The 14628-nt window shown below is 77.9% G+C and carries 14 protein-coding genes; 7 read left to right on the top strand and 7 right to left on the bottom strand.

The window, feature by feature from the left end:
- Positions 1–43 precede the first annotated feature (43 nt).
- Both ACI8AX_RS21395 and ACI8AX_RS21390 read left to right on the top strand, forming a co-directional pair.
- The gene (locus ACI8AX_RS21395; RefSeq protein ID WP_456551882.1) at positions 44–3688 is read left to right on the top strand and encodes a BTAD domain-containing putative transcriptional regulator; all 3645 of its coding nucleotides are present in this window, start codon (positions 44–46) and stop codon (positions 3686–3688) included.
- A gap of 128 nt (positions 3689–3816) precedes the next feature.
- The gene (locus tag ACI8AX_RS21390; protein WP_456551900.1) at positions 3817–4809 is read left to right on the top strand and encodes an IS481 family transposase; all 993 of its coding nucleotides are present in this window, start codon (positions 3817–3819) and stop codon (positions 4807–4809) included.
- Here the strand turns inward: ACI8AX_RS21390 and ACI8AX_RS21385 are convergent.
- On the bottom strand, positions 4806–5960 hold the full coding sequence (locus ACI8AX_RS21385) for an aminotransferase-like domain-containing protein (protein ID WP_456551881.1): 1155 nt from the start codon (positions 5958–5960) through the stop codon (positions 4806–4808). The two genes, ACI8AX_RS21390 and ACI8AX_RS21385, sit on opposite strands and share 4 nt — an antisense overlap.
- On the bottom strand, positions 5957–6898 hold the full coding sequence (locus tag ACI8AX_RS21380; RefSeq protein WP_456551880.1) for an EamA family transporter: 942 nt from the start codon (positions 6896–6898) through the stop codon (positions 5957–5959). The genes ACI8AX_RS21385 and ACI8AX_RS21380 overlap by 4 nt, the downstream gene beginning before the upstream one ends.
- A gap of 71 nt (positions 6899–6969) precedes the next feature.
- Between ACI8AX_RS21380 and ACI8AX_RS21375 the strand changes: the two genes are divergently transcribed.
- Positions 6970–7881, top strand: coding sequence for a LysR family transcriptional regulator (locus ACI8AX_RS21375; RefSeq protein WP_456551879.1), 912 nt, complete (start codon positions 6970–6972; stop codon positions 7879–7881).
- A 14-nt stretch (positions 7882–7895) separates the two neighbouring features.
- Positions 7896–8336 carry an NAD(P)H-dependent oxidoreductase gene (locus tag ACI8AX_RS21370; RefSeq protein WP_456551878.1) on the top strand — a complete coding sequence of 147 codons (441 nt, stop codon included), beginning with the start codon at positions 7896–7898 and terminating at the stop codon, positions 8334–8336.
- Here the strand turns inward: ACI8AX_RS21370 and ACI8AX_RS21365 are convergent.
- The 4 genes from ACI8AX_RS21365 to ACI8AX_RS21350 form a co-directional block, all read right to left on the bottom strand.
- Positions 8326–8664 carry an SRPBCC family protein gene (locus ACI8AX_RS21365; RefSeq protein ID WP_456551877.1) on the bottom strand — a complete coding sequence of 113 codons (339 nt, stop codon included), beginning with the start codon at positions 8662–8664 and terminating at the stop codon, positions 8326–8328. The two genes, ACI8AX_RS21370 and ACI8AX_RS21365, sit on opposite strands and share 11 nt — an antisense overlap.
- A gap of 111 nt (positions 8665–8775) precedes the next feature.
- Positions 8776–9198 carry a nuclear transport factor 2 family protein gene (locus ACI8AX_RS21360; protein ID WP_456551876.1) on the bottom strand — a complete coding sequence of 141 codons (423 nt, stop codon included), beginning with the start codon at positions 9196–9198 and terminating at the stop codon, positions 8776–8778.
- Positions 9199–9292: 94 nt separating this feature from the next.
- Entirely contained in the window at positions 9293–10117 is an 825-nt protein-coding gene (locus ACI8AX_RS21355; RefSeq protein WP_456551875.1) for a helix-turn-helix domain-containing protein, read from the bottom strand.
- Between the two features lie 532 nt (positions 10118–10649).
- A complete protein-coding gene (locus ACI8AX_RS21350) occupies positions 10650–11678 on the bottom strand; it encodes an LLM class flavin-dependent oxidoreductase (RefSeq protein ID WP_456551874.1) in 1029 nt (342 codons plus the stop codon).
- Positions 11679–11734: 56 nt separating this feature from the next.
- Between ACI8AX_RS21350 and ACI8AX_RS21345 the strand changes: the two genes are divergently transcribed.
- The gene (locus ACI8AX_RS21345) at positions 11735–12322 is read left to right on the top strand and encodes a dienelactone hydrolase family protein (RefSeq protein WP_456551873.1); all 588 of its coding nucleotides are present in this window, start codon (positions 11735–11737) and stop codon (positions 12320–12322) included.
- Here the strand turns inward: ACI8AX_RS21345 and ACI8AX_RS21340 are convergent.
- Positions 12319–13116, bottom strand: coding sequence for an SDR family NAD(P)-dependent oxidoreductase (locus ACI8AX_RS21340; RefSeq protein ID WP_456551872.1), 798 nt, complete (start codon positions 13114–13116; stop codon positions 12319–12321). The two genes, ACI8AX_RS21345 and ACI8AX_RS21340, sit on opposite strands and share 4 nt — an antisense overlap.
- A 40-nt stretch (positions 13117–13156) precedes the next feature.
- Between ACI8AX_RS21340 and ACI8AX_RS21335 the strand changes: the two genes are divergently transcribed.
- Both ACI8AX_RS21335 and ACI8AX_RS21330 read left to right on the top strand, forming a co-directional pair.
- The gene (locus ACI8AX_RS21335) at positions 13157–14218 is read left to right on the top strand and encodes a glycerate kinase (protein ID WP_456551871.1); all 1062 of its coding nucleotides are present in this window, start codon (positions 13157–13159) and stop codon (positions 14216–14218) included.
- Between the two features lie 58 nt (positions 14219–14276).
- The gene (locus tag ACI8AX_RS21330) at positions 14277–14447 is read left to right on the top strand and encodes a hypothetical protein (RefSeq protein ID WP_456551870.1); all 171 of its coding nucleotides are present in this window, start codon (positions 14277–14279) and stop codon (positions 14445–14447) included.
- The last annotated feature ends 181 nt before the right edge of the window (positions 14448–14628 follow it).

The following is a 14628-nucleotide window of genomic DNA, read 5'->3' as shown; positions in this document are numbered from 1 at the left end:
AGGGTGCTGTTCCGGGACGCGGCCGGGGCCTACGGTCCCTCGCGTGCACCCACCAGTCCCGGACGCGGGCACGCTGACCGTGCGCGTCCTCGGCGGGCTCACCGCCGAGCGGGACGGCGCCGACGTCGACCTCGGCGGCCCGCGGCAGCGCGGCGTCCTGGCCCTGCTCCTGCAGGCCCGCGGCCAGGCCGTGCCCGCCTCGCGGCTGGTCGAGCTGCTCTGGGGCGACGCGGCGCCGCCCAGCGCCACCGCGGCGCTGCACTCCTACGTCTCCCACCTGCGCCGGGCGCTGGAGCCGCACCGCACGGCCCGCGACCGCGGCGGTGTCCTGGTCCGCGACCGGGTGGGGTACGTGGTGCGGCTGCCCGACGACGCGGTGGACGCCCGGCGGTTCGAGCGGCTCGTGGGGGAGGGGGTCGCCGCCCCGCCCGCCCGGGCGGTCACCCTCCTCACCGACGCCCTCGCCCTCTACCGCGGCGACGCGTACGCCGAGTGGGCCGGGCAGGCGTGGGCCGACGCCGAGAGCTCCCGGCTGGCCGAGCTGCGCGCGGTGGCGACCGAGCGCCTGCTGGCCGCCCGCCTGGAGACCGAGGACGCCGCGGTGCTCGTGCCCCGGCTGGAGGCCCTCGCCGCCGAGGAGCCGCTGCGCGAGGAGCGCTGGCGGCTGCTGGCGCTGGCGCTGTACCGCACCTCCCGGCAGAGCGACGCGCTGGCCGCGCTGCGCCGGGCACGGCAGCTGCTGGCCGACGAGCTCGGCGTCGACCCCAGCCGGGCGCTGCGGGAGCTGGAGGCGCAGATCCTGGCCCACGCCCCCGAGCTGGCCGCCCCCGCCCCGCCCGCGGCGGCCCGGCCGCCCGCACCGCCGCCGGCCGCGCCGCGGCCCGCCCCGTCCCGGGCGGCCCCGCCGCCGGCCGGGGAGGCGATCGTCGACCGGGACGGCGAGCTGCGCCGCCTGGAGGAGTGCGTCGCGGCGGCGCTGGCCGGCCAGGGCGTCGTCGCGCTCATCGAGGGGCCGGCCGGCATCGGCAAGAGCCGGCTGCTGACCGAGGCCCGCCGCATGGGCTCGGCCGGCGGGGCGACCGTGCTGGCCGCACGCGGGAGCGCCCTGGAGCGGGAGTTCGGCTACGGCGCGGTCCGGCAGCTGTTCGAGCCGCTCCTGGTCGACCGGGACCGGCGGGCCCGGCTGCTCGGCGGGCCCGCGGCCGCGGCCGCCTCGGTGTTCGACGCCTTCGACCACGGCGCGGCGCCCGGCGAGCAGCGCGCCGACGCCTCCTTCGCCGTCCTGCACGCCCTGTACTGGCTGGTCGTCGACCTGACCGCCGAGGGGCCGGTCGTCCTCGCCGTCGACGACCTGCAGTGGTGCGACCCGGCGTCGCTGCGCTTCCTGGCCTACCTGGTGCGCCGGATGGAGGGCCTGCCGGTGCTGCTGGCGACGACGCTGCGCACCGGCGAGCCGCCCACCGAGCCGACGCTGGTCGACGAGATCGCGCTCGACGCCGCGACGGTGGCCGTCCAGCCCGGCCCGCTGACCCGCGACGGCGTCGCCGACCTGGTCCGCCTGCGGCTGGGCGGCGAGCCGGCGCCGGGGTTCGCCGGCGCCTGCCACCGGACCACCGGCGGGAACCCGCTCCTGCTGCGCCAGCTGCTGCGGGCGCTGGAGGCCGAGGGCGTCGTCCCCGACGAGGCGCACGCCGACCGGGTGACCGCCATCGGTTCCCGCGCGGTGTCGAGCATCGTCCTGATGCGGCTGGGCCGGATGGACGACGCGGCCGGCGCGGTGGCGCGGGCGGTCGCGGTGCTCGGCGACTCCGCCGCCATCCCGGTCGTGGCCCGGCTGGCCGACCTGGCCGGAGAGGTGGCGGCGGCCGCGGTCGACCGGCTGGCCGAGGGCGAGATCCTGCGCGGCGACCGGCCGCTGGGCTTCGTCCACCCGCTGGTCCGCGACGCCGTCTACGCCAGCCTGCCGCCCGGCCAGCGCGAGCTGGCGCACGCCCGGGCCGCCCGGGTGCTCGCCGACACCGGCGCCAGCGCCGAGCAGGTCGCCGCCCACCTGCTCCAGGTGCCGGCCCGGGGCGAGGAGTGGGCCGTCGACGCGCTGCACCGCGCCGCGGCGATCGCCGCCGAGCGCGGGGCGCCCGAGAGCGCCGTCCCGTACCTGGTGCGCGTCCTCGACGAGCTGGCCACCGCCGACGACCGGGCGCGGGCGCTGCTGCAGCTGGGCACGCTGGAGAACCTGACCGACGGGCTGGCCGCCATCACCCACCTGCGGCAGGCACACGCGCTCGCTCAGGACGTCGGGGTGCGCACGCAGGCCGCGGTGGCGCTGGCGCACACGCTGATCTTCGCCGGCCCGCGCGGGGAGGCCACCGCGTTCGCCTCCGCCGCGGCCGCCGAGCTGCCCGACGAACTCGCCGACGCCCGGCAGGCGCTGCGGGCGCTGGCCCGGGTCGGCGGCTTCATGCACGGCCTCGACGAGCGGGTGTGGGGGCCCGAGCCCATCGGCGAGGTCGAGGGCACGGGCCCGGGTGCCCGCATGCTCGCCGTGGCCACGGCCTGGGAGCTGGTGGTCAACAACCGCGACCTGGACCGCTGCGTCGAGCTCGCCCACTTCGGGCTGGCCGACGGCGTCCTGCAGGCCGCCGACCCCGGGCTGTTCTGGGTCATCGCCCCGTTCGTCCTCGACATGGCCGACGAGGACATGGAGCCGTTCTGGGACGCCACCCTGGTGGGTGCGCACGAGCGGGGGTCGCTGTTCGCCGCGCTGGCCACCCACCTGTGGCGCGGGCACGCGCAGTGGTGGCGCGGCGACCTGCCCGAGGCCGAGCAGTCGCTGCGCACCGCGATCGAGCAGAGCGAGCGCTGGGCGGCACCGGCCATGGGCGTCGCCTACGGCGAGGCGTTCCTCGTGGGGGTGCTGCTCGACCGCGGCGACGTGCCCGCCGCCCGGGAGTTCGTCGAGGCGCGGCGCTGGCGGTCGCGGATCGGGGACGGCTCGCGGCTGATGGTCGAGGCCGAGGTGTCGCTGCTGCTCGCCGAGGACCGCCCGGCCGAGGCGCTGGGGCTGCTCGACGCCCACTCCGAGGAGGTGGCCGCCGTGCGCAACCCGGTGTGGGCGCCGTGGCGGTCGCTGCGGGCGCAGGCGCTCACCGCGCTGGGCCGGCGGGACGAGGCCGTCGCGGTGATGACCGAGGAGATCGCCCTGGCCCGCGAGTGGGGCGCCCGCCGCTGGGTCGGCCGGACGCTGTGGCTGCGCGGGGTGGCCGCCGGGGAGGACGGCGCCGCGGACCTGCGCGAGGCCGTCGCCGTCCTGTCCACCACCCGCTCCCGGCTGGACCTGGCCCGCGCGCAGGCCGCACTGGCCCGGCTCGTGCCGCCGGAGGAGGCCGCGCCGCTGCTGCGCTCGGCGCTGGAGCTGGCCGAGGACTGCGGTGCGCTGGCGCTGCGGGCGGAGGTCGCGGGCACGCTCGCCGCGGCGGGCCTGGCCGTCCCGCCGCCGCGCCCGGCGACCCGGCGGCTCACGGCCACCGAGCGCCGGGTCGCCGTCATGGCCGCCGAGGGCGCCGATGCCCGGCGGATCGCCGCGGCCCTGTTCCTGACCCCGCGGACGGTCGAGGTCACGCTGGCCGGCGTCCGCGCCGCCCTCGGGGCGGCCACGGACGCCGACCTGCGGGTGGCCCTGTCGGGCTAGCTGTACTGACCGGAGACGTTGGTCGAGGGCGTGTGAGGACACGATCTGACTGATCTTGTTCGGGGAGGACCTCCGGACGTGGAGTGGAGCTGCTGAAGGCGACCACTGCACGATCCCCGGAGGTCCTCCTGCCTCACGCTAATGCCGCCCTGACTCCACGCCACCGTCTGCGTATGGCGCGCGCCATCGTCGAGGACGGCTGGTCGATCTCGTATGCCGCGGCGGTGTTCAACGTCGCCTGGCCCACGGCCAAGCGCTGGGCCGACCGCTACCGCACCGAGGGGCCGGCCGGCATGGTCGATCGCAGCTCCCGGCCGCACTCGTCCCCGCGACGCACGCCGGCGCCGGTGGTGCGCCAGATCGTGCACCTTCGCTGGAAACAGCGGCTGGGTCCGGTGGCGATCGCCGACCGGGTCGGCCGCGCGCCTTCCACGGTGCATGCGGTGCTGCGCCGCTGCCGGATCAACCGGCTCTCCCACGTCGACCGCGCCACCGGCGAGCCGATCCGCCGCTACGAACGCGACCGCCCCGGCGAGCTGATCCACGTTGACGTGAAGAAGCTGGGCAACATCCCCGACGGCGGCGGCTGGCGCTACGTCGGCCGCCCCCAGGGCGACAAGAACCGAGCCACCACCCCGGGCAAGCCGCGCAACCGCCATCACAACCCGAAAATGGGCACCGCGTTCGTGCACACCGTGCTCGACGACCACAGCCGCGTCGCCTACGCCGAGATCCACGACGACGAGACCGCCGCCACCGCGATCGGCGTGCTGCGCAACGCCGTGGCCTGGTTCGCCGCCCGCGGCATCACCGTCGAACGAGTGCTCAGCGACAACGGCTCGGCCTACCGCGCTCACGCCTGGCGCGACGCCTGCGCGGAGCTGGGCATCACGCCCAAGCGCACCCGGCCCTACCGCCCGCAGACCAACGGCAAGATCGAGCGCTTCCACCGCACCATGGCCGACGGCTGGGCCTTCCGCCGGCAGTACCTCAGCGAGTCAGCCCGCCGCAGAGCCCTGCCCGGCTGGCTGCACGAGTACAACCATCACCGGCCCCACACCGAGACCGAACGCCGCCCGCCAATCACCCGCTTGACCAACCTGTCCGGTCAGTACAGCTAGCCCCGGGCGGCGGCGACCGCCTCGGCGAGCCGGCGCACGCCCTCGTCGATCACGTCGGCGGTCACGCCGGAGAAGGCCAGCCGGAACGCGTTCTGCCCGCCCTCGAGCAGGAAGTCGGTGCCCGGCACGATCGTCACCCCGCGGGCGGTGGCCTCGCGGACGATCGCCGCGACGTCGTGCCCCTCGTCCTCGGGCAGGCTCACCCACAGGAAGTAGCCGCCCTCGGGACGGCGGAACGTCGCCTGCGGCAGGTGCGTGCGCAGCGCCTCGTCGAGGACGCCGACCCGCTCGGCCAGCGCGCTCTTGACCCGCTCCAGCGCCGCGGGGAACCGGTCGCCGGACACGTACTGGTACACGGTGGCCTGGGCGACCATGTTCGGCGCGATGTAGGTGTTGGTCGCCCGCACCCGGATCCGGTCGATGACCGCCGGCGGCCCGACCAGGTAGCCCACGCGGATGCCGGGGCAGACGGTCTTGGAGAACGAGCAGGCGTAGACGACCTGCCGGCTGTCGGCGCCCCCGTCGAGCTCCAGCATCCGCGGCAGCGGCTCGCCGGTGAACCGGACGTCGACGTAGGGGTCGTCCTCGAACAGCAGGAAGCCGTGCTCGCGGGCCAGTGCCAGCAGCCGTTCCCGCTTGGCCAGCGACAGCGTGTACCCGGCGGGGTTCTGGAAGTTCGGGATGACGTGCGCCAGGGCCGGGCGCAGGCCGCCGGCGAGCAGCGCCTCGACCTCGTCGACGTCGATGCCGTCCTCCTGCAGCGTCACGAGGTGGACGTCGCCGCCGCGCTGGCGCAGGCCGAGCAGGGTGCGGTCGTAGGTGGGGCGCTCGGTGACCACCGGGGTGCCGGGGGTGACGTACTCGTCGAAGAGGAACGCGTCGGCCTGCATCGACCCGTTCGTGACGAGCACGTGGTCCTCGGGGACGCCGTGCTTCTCGGCGATCCACCGGCGCAGCGGCACGTACCCGATCGCGGTGCCGTAGCCGGTGACGCCCGCGGGGTCGCTGTCGAAGGCGGCGACCGCGGCCTGCTTGAGGCCCTCGACGTCGACGATGTCGGTGGAGGGGGCGCCCCGGGCGAAGGAGATCGCCGCGGGTGGGGTGGGGCGCTGCGTCTGGCCGGTGTCGGAGTCGGTCGGCGAGTGCGTCACGCCCTCGATCCTGCCGTGTGCGCCACGGCGGCGTCGCCCGGGTTCTCGGCAGCCGGGACGGCGGGGCGGGGCGGCCGCGACCCGAGGAGCACGCCGGCCACCACGACGGCGCCGAGGACCAGCTCCACCGGCGGGGTCGCCTCCCCGAACAGCAGCCAGGCCGACGTCGTCCCGACCACCGGCACGAGCATCGAGAACGGTGCCACCACGCCCGAGGGGTGCCGGCTCATCAGCGCCGTCCAGATCCCCGACCCCAGCAGCGTGGCGACGACGACGGTGAACGCGAGCCCGGCCAGCGCCAGCAGCCCCTCGCGGGTGCCCAGGCCGGTGAACGACGCGCCGATCCGCACCGGCCCCTCGACCAGCAGCGACACGGCGAGCATCGGCAGCGGCGGGACGACGGTCACCCACAGCGTCAGCCGGAACGGCTTCGCGGGGCGGGCCTGCCGGTTGCACAGGTTGCCCAGCGCCCAGCCCAGGCCGCCGCACAGCGTCAGGACGACCGGCAGCAGGGTGGCGCCGCCGTCCAGCCCGGCCCGGTGCAGCGCGATGCCGCCGAGGCCGGCGACCGCGATGCCGGTGCCGGCCAGCTGCCGGGCGCTCAGCCGCTCGCCCAGCAGCAGCCCGGCCAGCACCACCGTGAACGGGGCGGAGGACTGCAGCACCAGCGACGCCAGGCCGGTGGGCATGCCGGCGTCCATGGCCGCGTAGAGGAAGACGAACTGCAGCACGCCGAACCCGAACCCGTAGCCGAGCAGCCAGCGCAGCGGCACGTCGGGCCGGGGCACCAGCAGCACTGTGGGGACGGCGACCAGCGCGAACCGCAGCGCGACGAGGAAGAACGGCGGGAAGTGCTCGAGCGAGAGGTGGATCGCCGGGAAGTTCAGGCCCCAGACGACCGCGACGAGCAGGGCGAGGAGGCGGTCACGCGTGGGCACGGACCCAGCCTCGGCGCCCGGTCCGTGCAGCACCAGCGAATGATCCTCACACGACCTTGTAGCTTCGCTGCATGGACGTGCGGGCGCTGGAGACGCTGCGGGCGGTGCGCACGCAGGGTGGGGTCAGCGCGGCGGCGGCCGTGCTGCACCTGACGCCGTCGGCGGTGTCGCAGCAGCTGGCGGTGCTGACCCGCGACGCCGGGGTGCCCCTCACCGAGCGCGTCGGGCGCGGGCTGCGGCTGACCACGGCCGGGGAGGCGCTGGCCGACGCCGCCGTCGACGTCGCGGTGGCGCTGGAGCGGGCGCGGGCGGCGTGCGCCGTCTTCCTCGACCGGCCCGAGGGCACGGTGCGCGTCTCGGCCTTCCAGAGCGGCGCGCAGCTGCTCCTGCCCGGGCTGCTGACCCGGGTGCGCGAGCTCGGCGGGATCGACCTCGAGTGCTCCGACGAGGACGTCGCCCAGGACGAGTTCCCCGGCCTCACCGACCGGGTGGACGTCGTGGTGGCGCACCGGCCCGACGGCGGCGCCGGCTGGCCCGGGGCGGGCTCGCGGCTGCGCGTGGTCCCGCTGCTGCGCGAGCCGCTGGACGTCGCCGTCCCCGCCGGGCACCCGCTGGCGGGCCGGGAGTCGGTGCGGCCGGCCGACCTCGCCGACGAGGCGTGGATCGCCGTCCGCCAGGGCTTCCCCGTGGCCACGGTGCTCGACGCGGTCGCGGCCGCCGCCGGGGCGCCGCCGCGGATCGCCCACCGGATCAACGACTTCTCCGTGGTCGAGGCGCTGGTGGCGGCCGGCCACGGGGTGTCGCTGCTGCCGCGGCACACCGGCGGCGCCTCCCCGGGCGTGCGGCTCGTGCCGCTGGCCGGGGTGCGGGCCGGGCGGCGGGTCGAGGCGCTGCTGCGACCCGACGCCGCCGAGCGCGTCGTGGTGCGCCGGGTGCTCGACGAGCTGGTCGCCGAGGCCGGCCGGTTCGGTCCGCCGTCCTGAGGGAGGATGCCGCCGTGCCGCGCCTCCTCGTCGTCCACCACACCCCCTCGCCGGCCCTGCAGGCGGTGCTGGAGGCCGTCCGCGAGGGGGCTGCGATGGTGGAGGAGGTCGAGCTCGAGCTGCGGCCGGCGCTCTCGGCCGGGGCGGCGGACCTGCTCGCCGCCGACGGCGTCCTGCTCGGGACGCCGGCCAACATCGGCTACATGTCCGGGGCGCTCAAGCACTTCTTCGACACGGTCTACTACCCGTGCCTGGACGCCACGGTCGGGCTGCCGTTCGGGGTGTACGTGCACGGCAACGACGACACCGCCGGCGCGCTCACCAGCATCACGAAGGTCACCGGGGCGCTGCGGTGGAAGCAGGTCGCCGCCCCGCTGAGCCTCACCGGGGCGCCCGGGCCGGCCGACCTCGAGGCGGTCCGGGAGCTCGCGGCGACGGTCGCGGTCAGCCTCTGAGGGCCGCGGCCCCGACCAGCACCCGCAGCCGCTCGGCGTCGGCCGCCAGCCCGCGCGCGAGCAGCCGGGCGAGCACCGGCCGGAGCAGCCGCTGCACGCCGGGCGGGGTGACCGCCAACGTCAGGTCGACCCGGCAGCGGTCCCCGGGCAGCGGGGTGACGGTGCGGCTGCCCGAGGCGGGCACCCCGCTCGTGGTGCGCCAGGTGAACCGCCGGCCGGCGTCGACGGAGGTGACGACGCCGGTGTTGTCCCAGGTGCGGCCGGCCATCCGCAGTTCCTCCGCCGTCGTGGTGCCGACGACGACCGGACCCACCGTGCTCGGCGCCATGGTCGCGACCCCCCCGCCGCCACTCCGGGTCGCGGGAGTAGTCGGCGACGACCCGCCAGACGTCGTCCGCCGGCCGGTCCACGTCGACGCTCGCGGACAGCTCGATGGTGCTCATCGGGCTGCCCCCGCCGGCGCGCCTGCCCGCAGGGCCGCGAGCATCGCGGCGGTGTCGAGGTAGGCCTCGAACCGGGTCACCCGGCCGCCGGCCAGCGTGAACACGTGCACCTCGGGCACGTCGAACGGCGCCCCGGTGGCGCGCACGCTGCCGCGGGTCCGGCCGACCTGCACCACGTGCCCGGCGCCGTCGGCGAGCAGCCGCTCGGTCTCGGGGTGCGAGTCGAGGTGGGTCACCAGCGTCGTCAGGAAGTGCCCGAGGCCGGCGTGCCCGCGGTGCTCGCCGCCCCAGGGCAGAGCCGGGGACTGCACGACCGTCCCGTCGTCGGCGAACAGCGCCGTGATCCGCGGCACGTCGCCGCGGCCGAAGGCGTCGTAGACCTCGCGCACCAGCGCCAGGTCCCGGTCGGTGTCGTCCATGGGGTCCTCCTCGGTCCGTCGGGGAGTCCAGGCTCGCCGGGACGGGGACCCCGGGGCGTGGACGTCCCTGCGGCGGGGGTGGACGTCCCTGCGGTCAGCGGCCGCGCAGGGCGGCCGGCGTCGCGCCGAGCGCGCGGCGGGTGTGCCGGGTCAGGTGGCTGGCGTCGGCGAAGCCGCACCGGGCGGCGACCGCCGACACGGGCAGGCCGGTGGTCTCGAGGAGCTCGCGGGCGCGGGCGACCCGGCGGCCGAGCACGTACCGGTGCGGGCTGCTGCCGGTGGCGGCCCGGAAGAGCCGGCTGAAGTGGAACTCGCTGACGTGCGCCAGCGCGGCGAGCTCGGCCACGGTCAGCGGCTCGGCGAGGTGGTCCTCGACGTGGCGGGTGACGCGGGCCAGCTGCCCGCGGGACAGGCCGCCGGGCTCCCGGGCGGCCCGGGCGCGGCCGGCGGAGTGGTCCCGGGCCAGCGCCGCCACCAGCGCCGTGGCCAGCGACCCGAGCGCCAGCCGGCCCAGGTCGGTGCGGTCGGCGAGGCCGGCGTGCAGCAGCCCGGCGAGCGGGGAGACGGCGGGGGAGCGGGCGCCCACGACCGGCAGCAGCTCGACCCGCCGGCCGTCGGTGACCTCCTCGAGCAGCCCGGGGGCGACGGCGACCACCAGCGAGGTCACCTGCTGCGGCGCGTGGTCGCGGCTGCGCACGGCGAACGGCAGCCCGGCGGGGACGACCGCGACGTCCCCGGGCAGGCCGGGGGTGCGGTGCTCTCCGCCGTCGAGGGTCTCCACCAGCCGGTAGGGACGGCCGACGTTGACGTAGACCCGGTGCTCGGCGGCGGGCGGGACGACGCTCTCGGTGACGGGCCCGGCCACCGGCAGCAGCGCCAGCCCGGGGCGCAGCGCGAGCGGTTCCGTCGGCTCGGTCACGCGGGCCCTCCCGTCGGCGTCGACCGGGATGATCCGCCTCCCGGCCGGGGACGTCGACCGGTCCGTGCGCGAGGGCGGGAACGAGCCGGGCCCCGCCCACCGACCCTCCCCCGAGGCTGGTGAGCGGGGCCCGTTCCCCCGTGCTCGTCGCCGCCGGTCCCCCGTGGCCCGGCGACACGGAGGACTCTGCCGACCGCACCGCAGGGTCCCCGCACGTCGACCGCGAGATCGGCGCGGGGAACCCGCAGGGTCGTCACCGGTGCCGTGGGGCGGCACCCTGCGGGCGGGTCCGGCACGTTGCGGGCCGGATCGGGCCGGCACCGTGCGGAGAGCGCCCGCGGAGTGGCCGGGCGGGGGAGACCCGGAGGGGCAGGGGCGGCCCGCCCGCGAGGGGGAGGCGCGAGCGGGCCGCGGACGGCCGGGCGAGCGGGCCCGGGCGCCGTCCGGGAGACCCCGCCCCGCCCCCCGAGGCGGCGGGCGGGGCCCCACCGCACGGCGTTCGGCCGCCGGCGCCCCGGCGGTTCACCCCGGGTCAGGCGGCCGGGCGCCAGCCGAGCGCGGGGCCCAGGCGGGTGGCGACGTCGGTGAGGATCTGCACGTAGTCGGTGTCGGCGAAGCTGAACGGCAGCGCGAACACCACCTCGTCCACCTCGCGGAAGCCGGCGTGGGCGTACAGCTGCTCGGCGATCGCCTCGGCCGGGCCGATCAGGTCGCGGGCGAAGAGCATCCGGCCCGTGCCCTGGGGCTCGCGGGTCCGCGGGGTGCGTGCCTCGACGTAGGCCTCGTACCGGGCCCGCTGGTCGGCGGTCGCGGTGTGGGTGGGGATGACGACGAGCCCCTGCGAGGCCCGGCCGGCCGGGTGGGCCGCCCGGAAGGCGCGCAGGTGCGCGGCCTGGAGACCGGCGAAGTCGGCCGGGTCCACGCCGTCGACCTCCCCGGAGCGGACGACGCTGCTGGTCAGCAGGTTCATCCCGTGCTCCCCGGCCCAGACCGCCGAGCGCAGCCCCGCGCCGCCGTACCACATGCGCGCCCGCAGCCCCGGCGAGTGCGGCTGCACCCGGTCGGAGAACTCCTCGACCACGCCCTCCCGCCCGGAGAACGTGCTGGCCGGCTCACCGGCCACGAACCGCAGCAGCCGCAGCACCCGCTCGTAGGAGAAGTCCTCGGCGTCGGCGGTGTCGGGGTAGAGGCCGGCCCTGACGTCGTCCCAGTGCATCGGCGGGCCGACGCTCACGCCGGGGTTCAGGCGCCCGCCGGACAGGACGTCGACGGTCGCCCAGTCCTCGGCCAGCCGCAGCGGGTTCTCCCAGCCCAGCGGCGTCACCGCGGTGCCGAGCTCGATGCGCCGGGTGCGCTGCGTGGCCGCCGCCATGACCGCCACCGGGGAGGAGATCCCGTACTGCAGGTGCCGGTGGCGGAACCAGGCGCTGTCGAAGCCCAGCTCCTCGCCGAGCTCGACGACCCGCAGCGTCGTCTCGTGCCCCGGCGCGGGGTCGGCCGGGTCGAACGACCCGATGGTCAGGAAGCCCAGCTTCGACAGTGGCGTGCCCGGCGTCGGCATTCTGCGTCTCCTCGGTCGACTGGTTGAGAAGTGAACCGGAGGGGGATGGGAGCGGCGTGGCCGAGGTCGTCGTCTTCTCCTCCGTGCACGGGTGCACCCCGGGGCTCGCCGGCTTCCGCCGGGCGCTGGCGGACGCCGGGCACGCCGTGCACGCGCCGGACCTGCTCGACGGACGGACCTTCACCACGCTCGCCGACGGGGTCGCGTACGCCGAGGGGATCGGCTTCGACACCGTCGTCGAGCGAGGCCGGCGCGCCGTCGACGGGCTGCCCGGCGGCTGCGTGTACGCCGGCTTCTCGCTCGGCGTGCTGCCCGCGCAGGCGCTGGCCCAGACCCGGCCCGGCGCCCGCGGCGCGCTGCTCTACTCCGGCTGCGTGCCCGCCACCACGTTCGCCGACCGCTGGCCGGCCGGTGTGCCGGTGCAGGTGCACGGCATGACCGACGACGCCCTCTTCACCGGCGAGGGGGACCTCGACGCCGCCCGCGCCCTCGTGGCCTGCTCCGAGGACGCCGAGCTGTTCCTCTACCCAGGCACGGCGCACCTGTTCGCCGACCCGGGCCTGCCCGGCTACGACGAGGCCGCCGCCCGCCTGCTGCTGGCCCGCACGCTCCGCTTCCTGGAACGCGTGGACGCCGCCGCCTAGTAGTGGATGACGCCGCGGCTGCCCCCGCCGACGGCGATCGACTCCCCGGTGATGCCGGCGCTGCGCGGCGAGGCCAGGAACGCGACCAGGTCGGCGACCTCCGCGGCGGTCACCAGCCGGCCGATGCTCGTGCCGGCCGCCATCCGGCGGGCCGCCTCCGCTCCGTCGACGCCCTCGCGCGCCGCCCGCTCGGCGACGACCGACGCCGTCCGCTCGGTGACCGTCGTGCCCGGGTGCACGCAGGTGACGGTGACGCCCGACGGCCCCAGCTCGTCGGCGAGGTTCGCCGTCATCGCCGCGACGGCGACGTTGCGCACCGACCCGACCAGCGAGCCGGTGCGGCGGGCGTTGAGGCCGCTGACGTTGACGATCCGGCCCCAGCCGGCCGCGGCCATGTGCGGCGCGACCGCCCGCGCGCAGCGCAGGTAGCCCAGCACCTTGGTCTCCAGCTCGACCCGGACGGCGTCGTCGGCGAGCTCGGCCAGCGGCGGGGTGGGGCCCGCGGAGGCGGGCCGGGCCGCGCAGTTGACCAGGACGTCGACCCCGCCCCACTCGGTGACCACCCGGCCGACCATCGCCCGCACGGCGGCGTCGTCGGTGGTGTCGGCCGACAGCGGCAGCACCGGGGTGCCGTGCCGGGCGACCCGGTCGGCGGCCGCGGCCAGCCCGGCGGCGTCGCGCGCCACCAGCGCCACGGACGCGCCCTCGCCGGCCAGCGCCTCGGCGACCGCCAGCCCGATGCCGCGGCTCGCGCCGGTCACGATCGCCCGCCGCCCGCGCAGTCCCAGGTCCATGCGCTCATCCTGCCGCCCGCCGACCGGGCACCCTGGGCGCATGGCAGGTGCGCGGGTCGTCGTCGCCCCCGACTCCTTCAAGGGCTCGCTGACCGCGGCCGAGGCCGCCGCCGCCCTGGCCCGCGGGCTGCGCCGGGGAGCGCCCGGTGCGGACGTCGTCGAGCACCCGGTCGCCGACGGCGGGGAGGGCACCGTCGACCTGGTCCTGCGGCACGGGTTCGCGCCGGTGCCCGTGCGGGTGGCCGGGCCGCTGGGCGCAACGGTCGAGGGGACGCTCGCCGTCCGGGACGGCACCGCGGTGGTGGAGACGGCCGCCGCGGCCGGGCTCGGCAGGCTGCCCGGCGCGCCGGACGACGCCACCGCGCGCACCGCCTCGACCGCCGGCGTCGGCGGGCTGCTGGCGGCGGCCCTCGACTCCGGGGCCCGGCGCGTCGTCCTCGGCGTCGGCGGCAGCGCCACCACCGACGGCGGGGCCGGCGCGGCGGCGGCCCTCGGCGCCCGGCTGCTCGACCGCGACGGCGCGCCGGTCGGGCCCGGCGGCGCCGCGCTGCTCGCCCTCGACCGGCTCGACCTCGCCGGCCTGGACCCGCGGCTGACCGGCGTCGAGCTCCTCGTGGCCTGCGACGTCGACAACCCGCTGACCGGCCCGGCCGGCGCGGCGGCGGTCTACGGCCCGCAGAAGGGCGCCGGCCCGCGGACCGTCGCGCTGCTCGACCGGGCGCTGACCCGCTGGGCCGACGTCGTGGCCGCCACCACCGGCCGGGACCTGCGCGACCTCCCGGGCGCCGGCGCGGCCGGCGGGCTCGGCTTCGGCGCCGCCGCGCTGCTCGGGGCCCGGATCGTGCCGGGCATCGCCTTCCTGCTGGAGCTGACCGGCTTCGCCGAGGCCGTGCGTGGCGCCGACCTGGTCGTGGTCGGCGAGGGACGGCTGGACGCGCAGAGCCTGCGCGGCAAGGGGCCGCTCGGGGTGGCCGCCGCCGCGGCGGGGGGGGGGGGGGGGGGGGGGGGGGGGGGGGGGGGGGGGGGGGGGGGGGGGGGGGGGGGGGGGGGGGGGGGGGGGGGGGGGGGGGGGGGGGGGGGGGGGTGGGGGTCCTGGACGTAGGCGGGGGGCCTGGGGGGCGGGGGGGGGGCCGGCGGCGGGGGGGGGCGCCGGCGCGGCGGTGGTCGCCGTCGCCGGCCGCAGCGAGCTGCCCGACGCCGCCGCGGCGGGCCTCGCCGCCGTCCACGAGCTGCGCGACCTGGAGCCCGACCCCGCCCGCAGCATGGCCCGTGCCGCGGAGCTGCTGGAGGTGGTCGGGGAGCGGATCGCGGCCGCCCGGATCGCCCGTTGACCGATGAGTCCGCCGGCGCCGCCGGGTCGGGAGTGGCGTGGACGCGACCAACCTGGCGGACCTCTACGGCACCCCGCTGATCGACTGGACCCGCGGGGGGGGGGGGGGGGGCCGCGGGGGGGCCCCCCCCCCCCGCCCCGCCGGGGCCCCCCGCCCCCCCCACACCCACCGGACGACACCC

Source organism: Blastococcus sp. SYSU D00813 (genome assembly GCF_054050735.1).
Note: the sequence above shows the minus strand (reverse complement) of the source record. Positions and strands in the feature narration are given on the sequence as shown.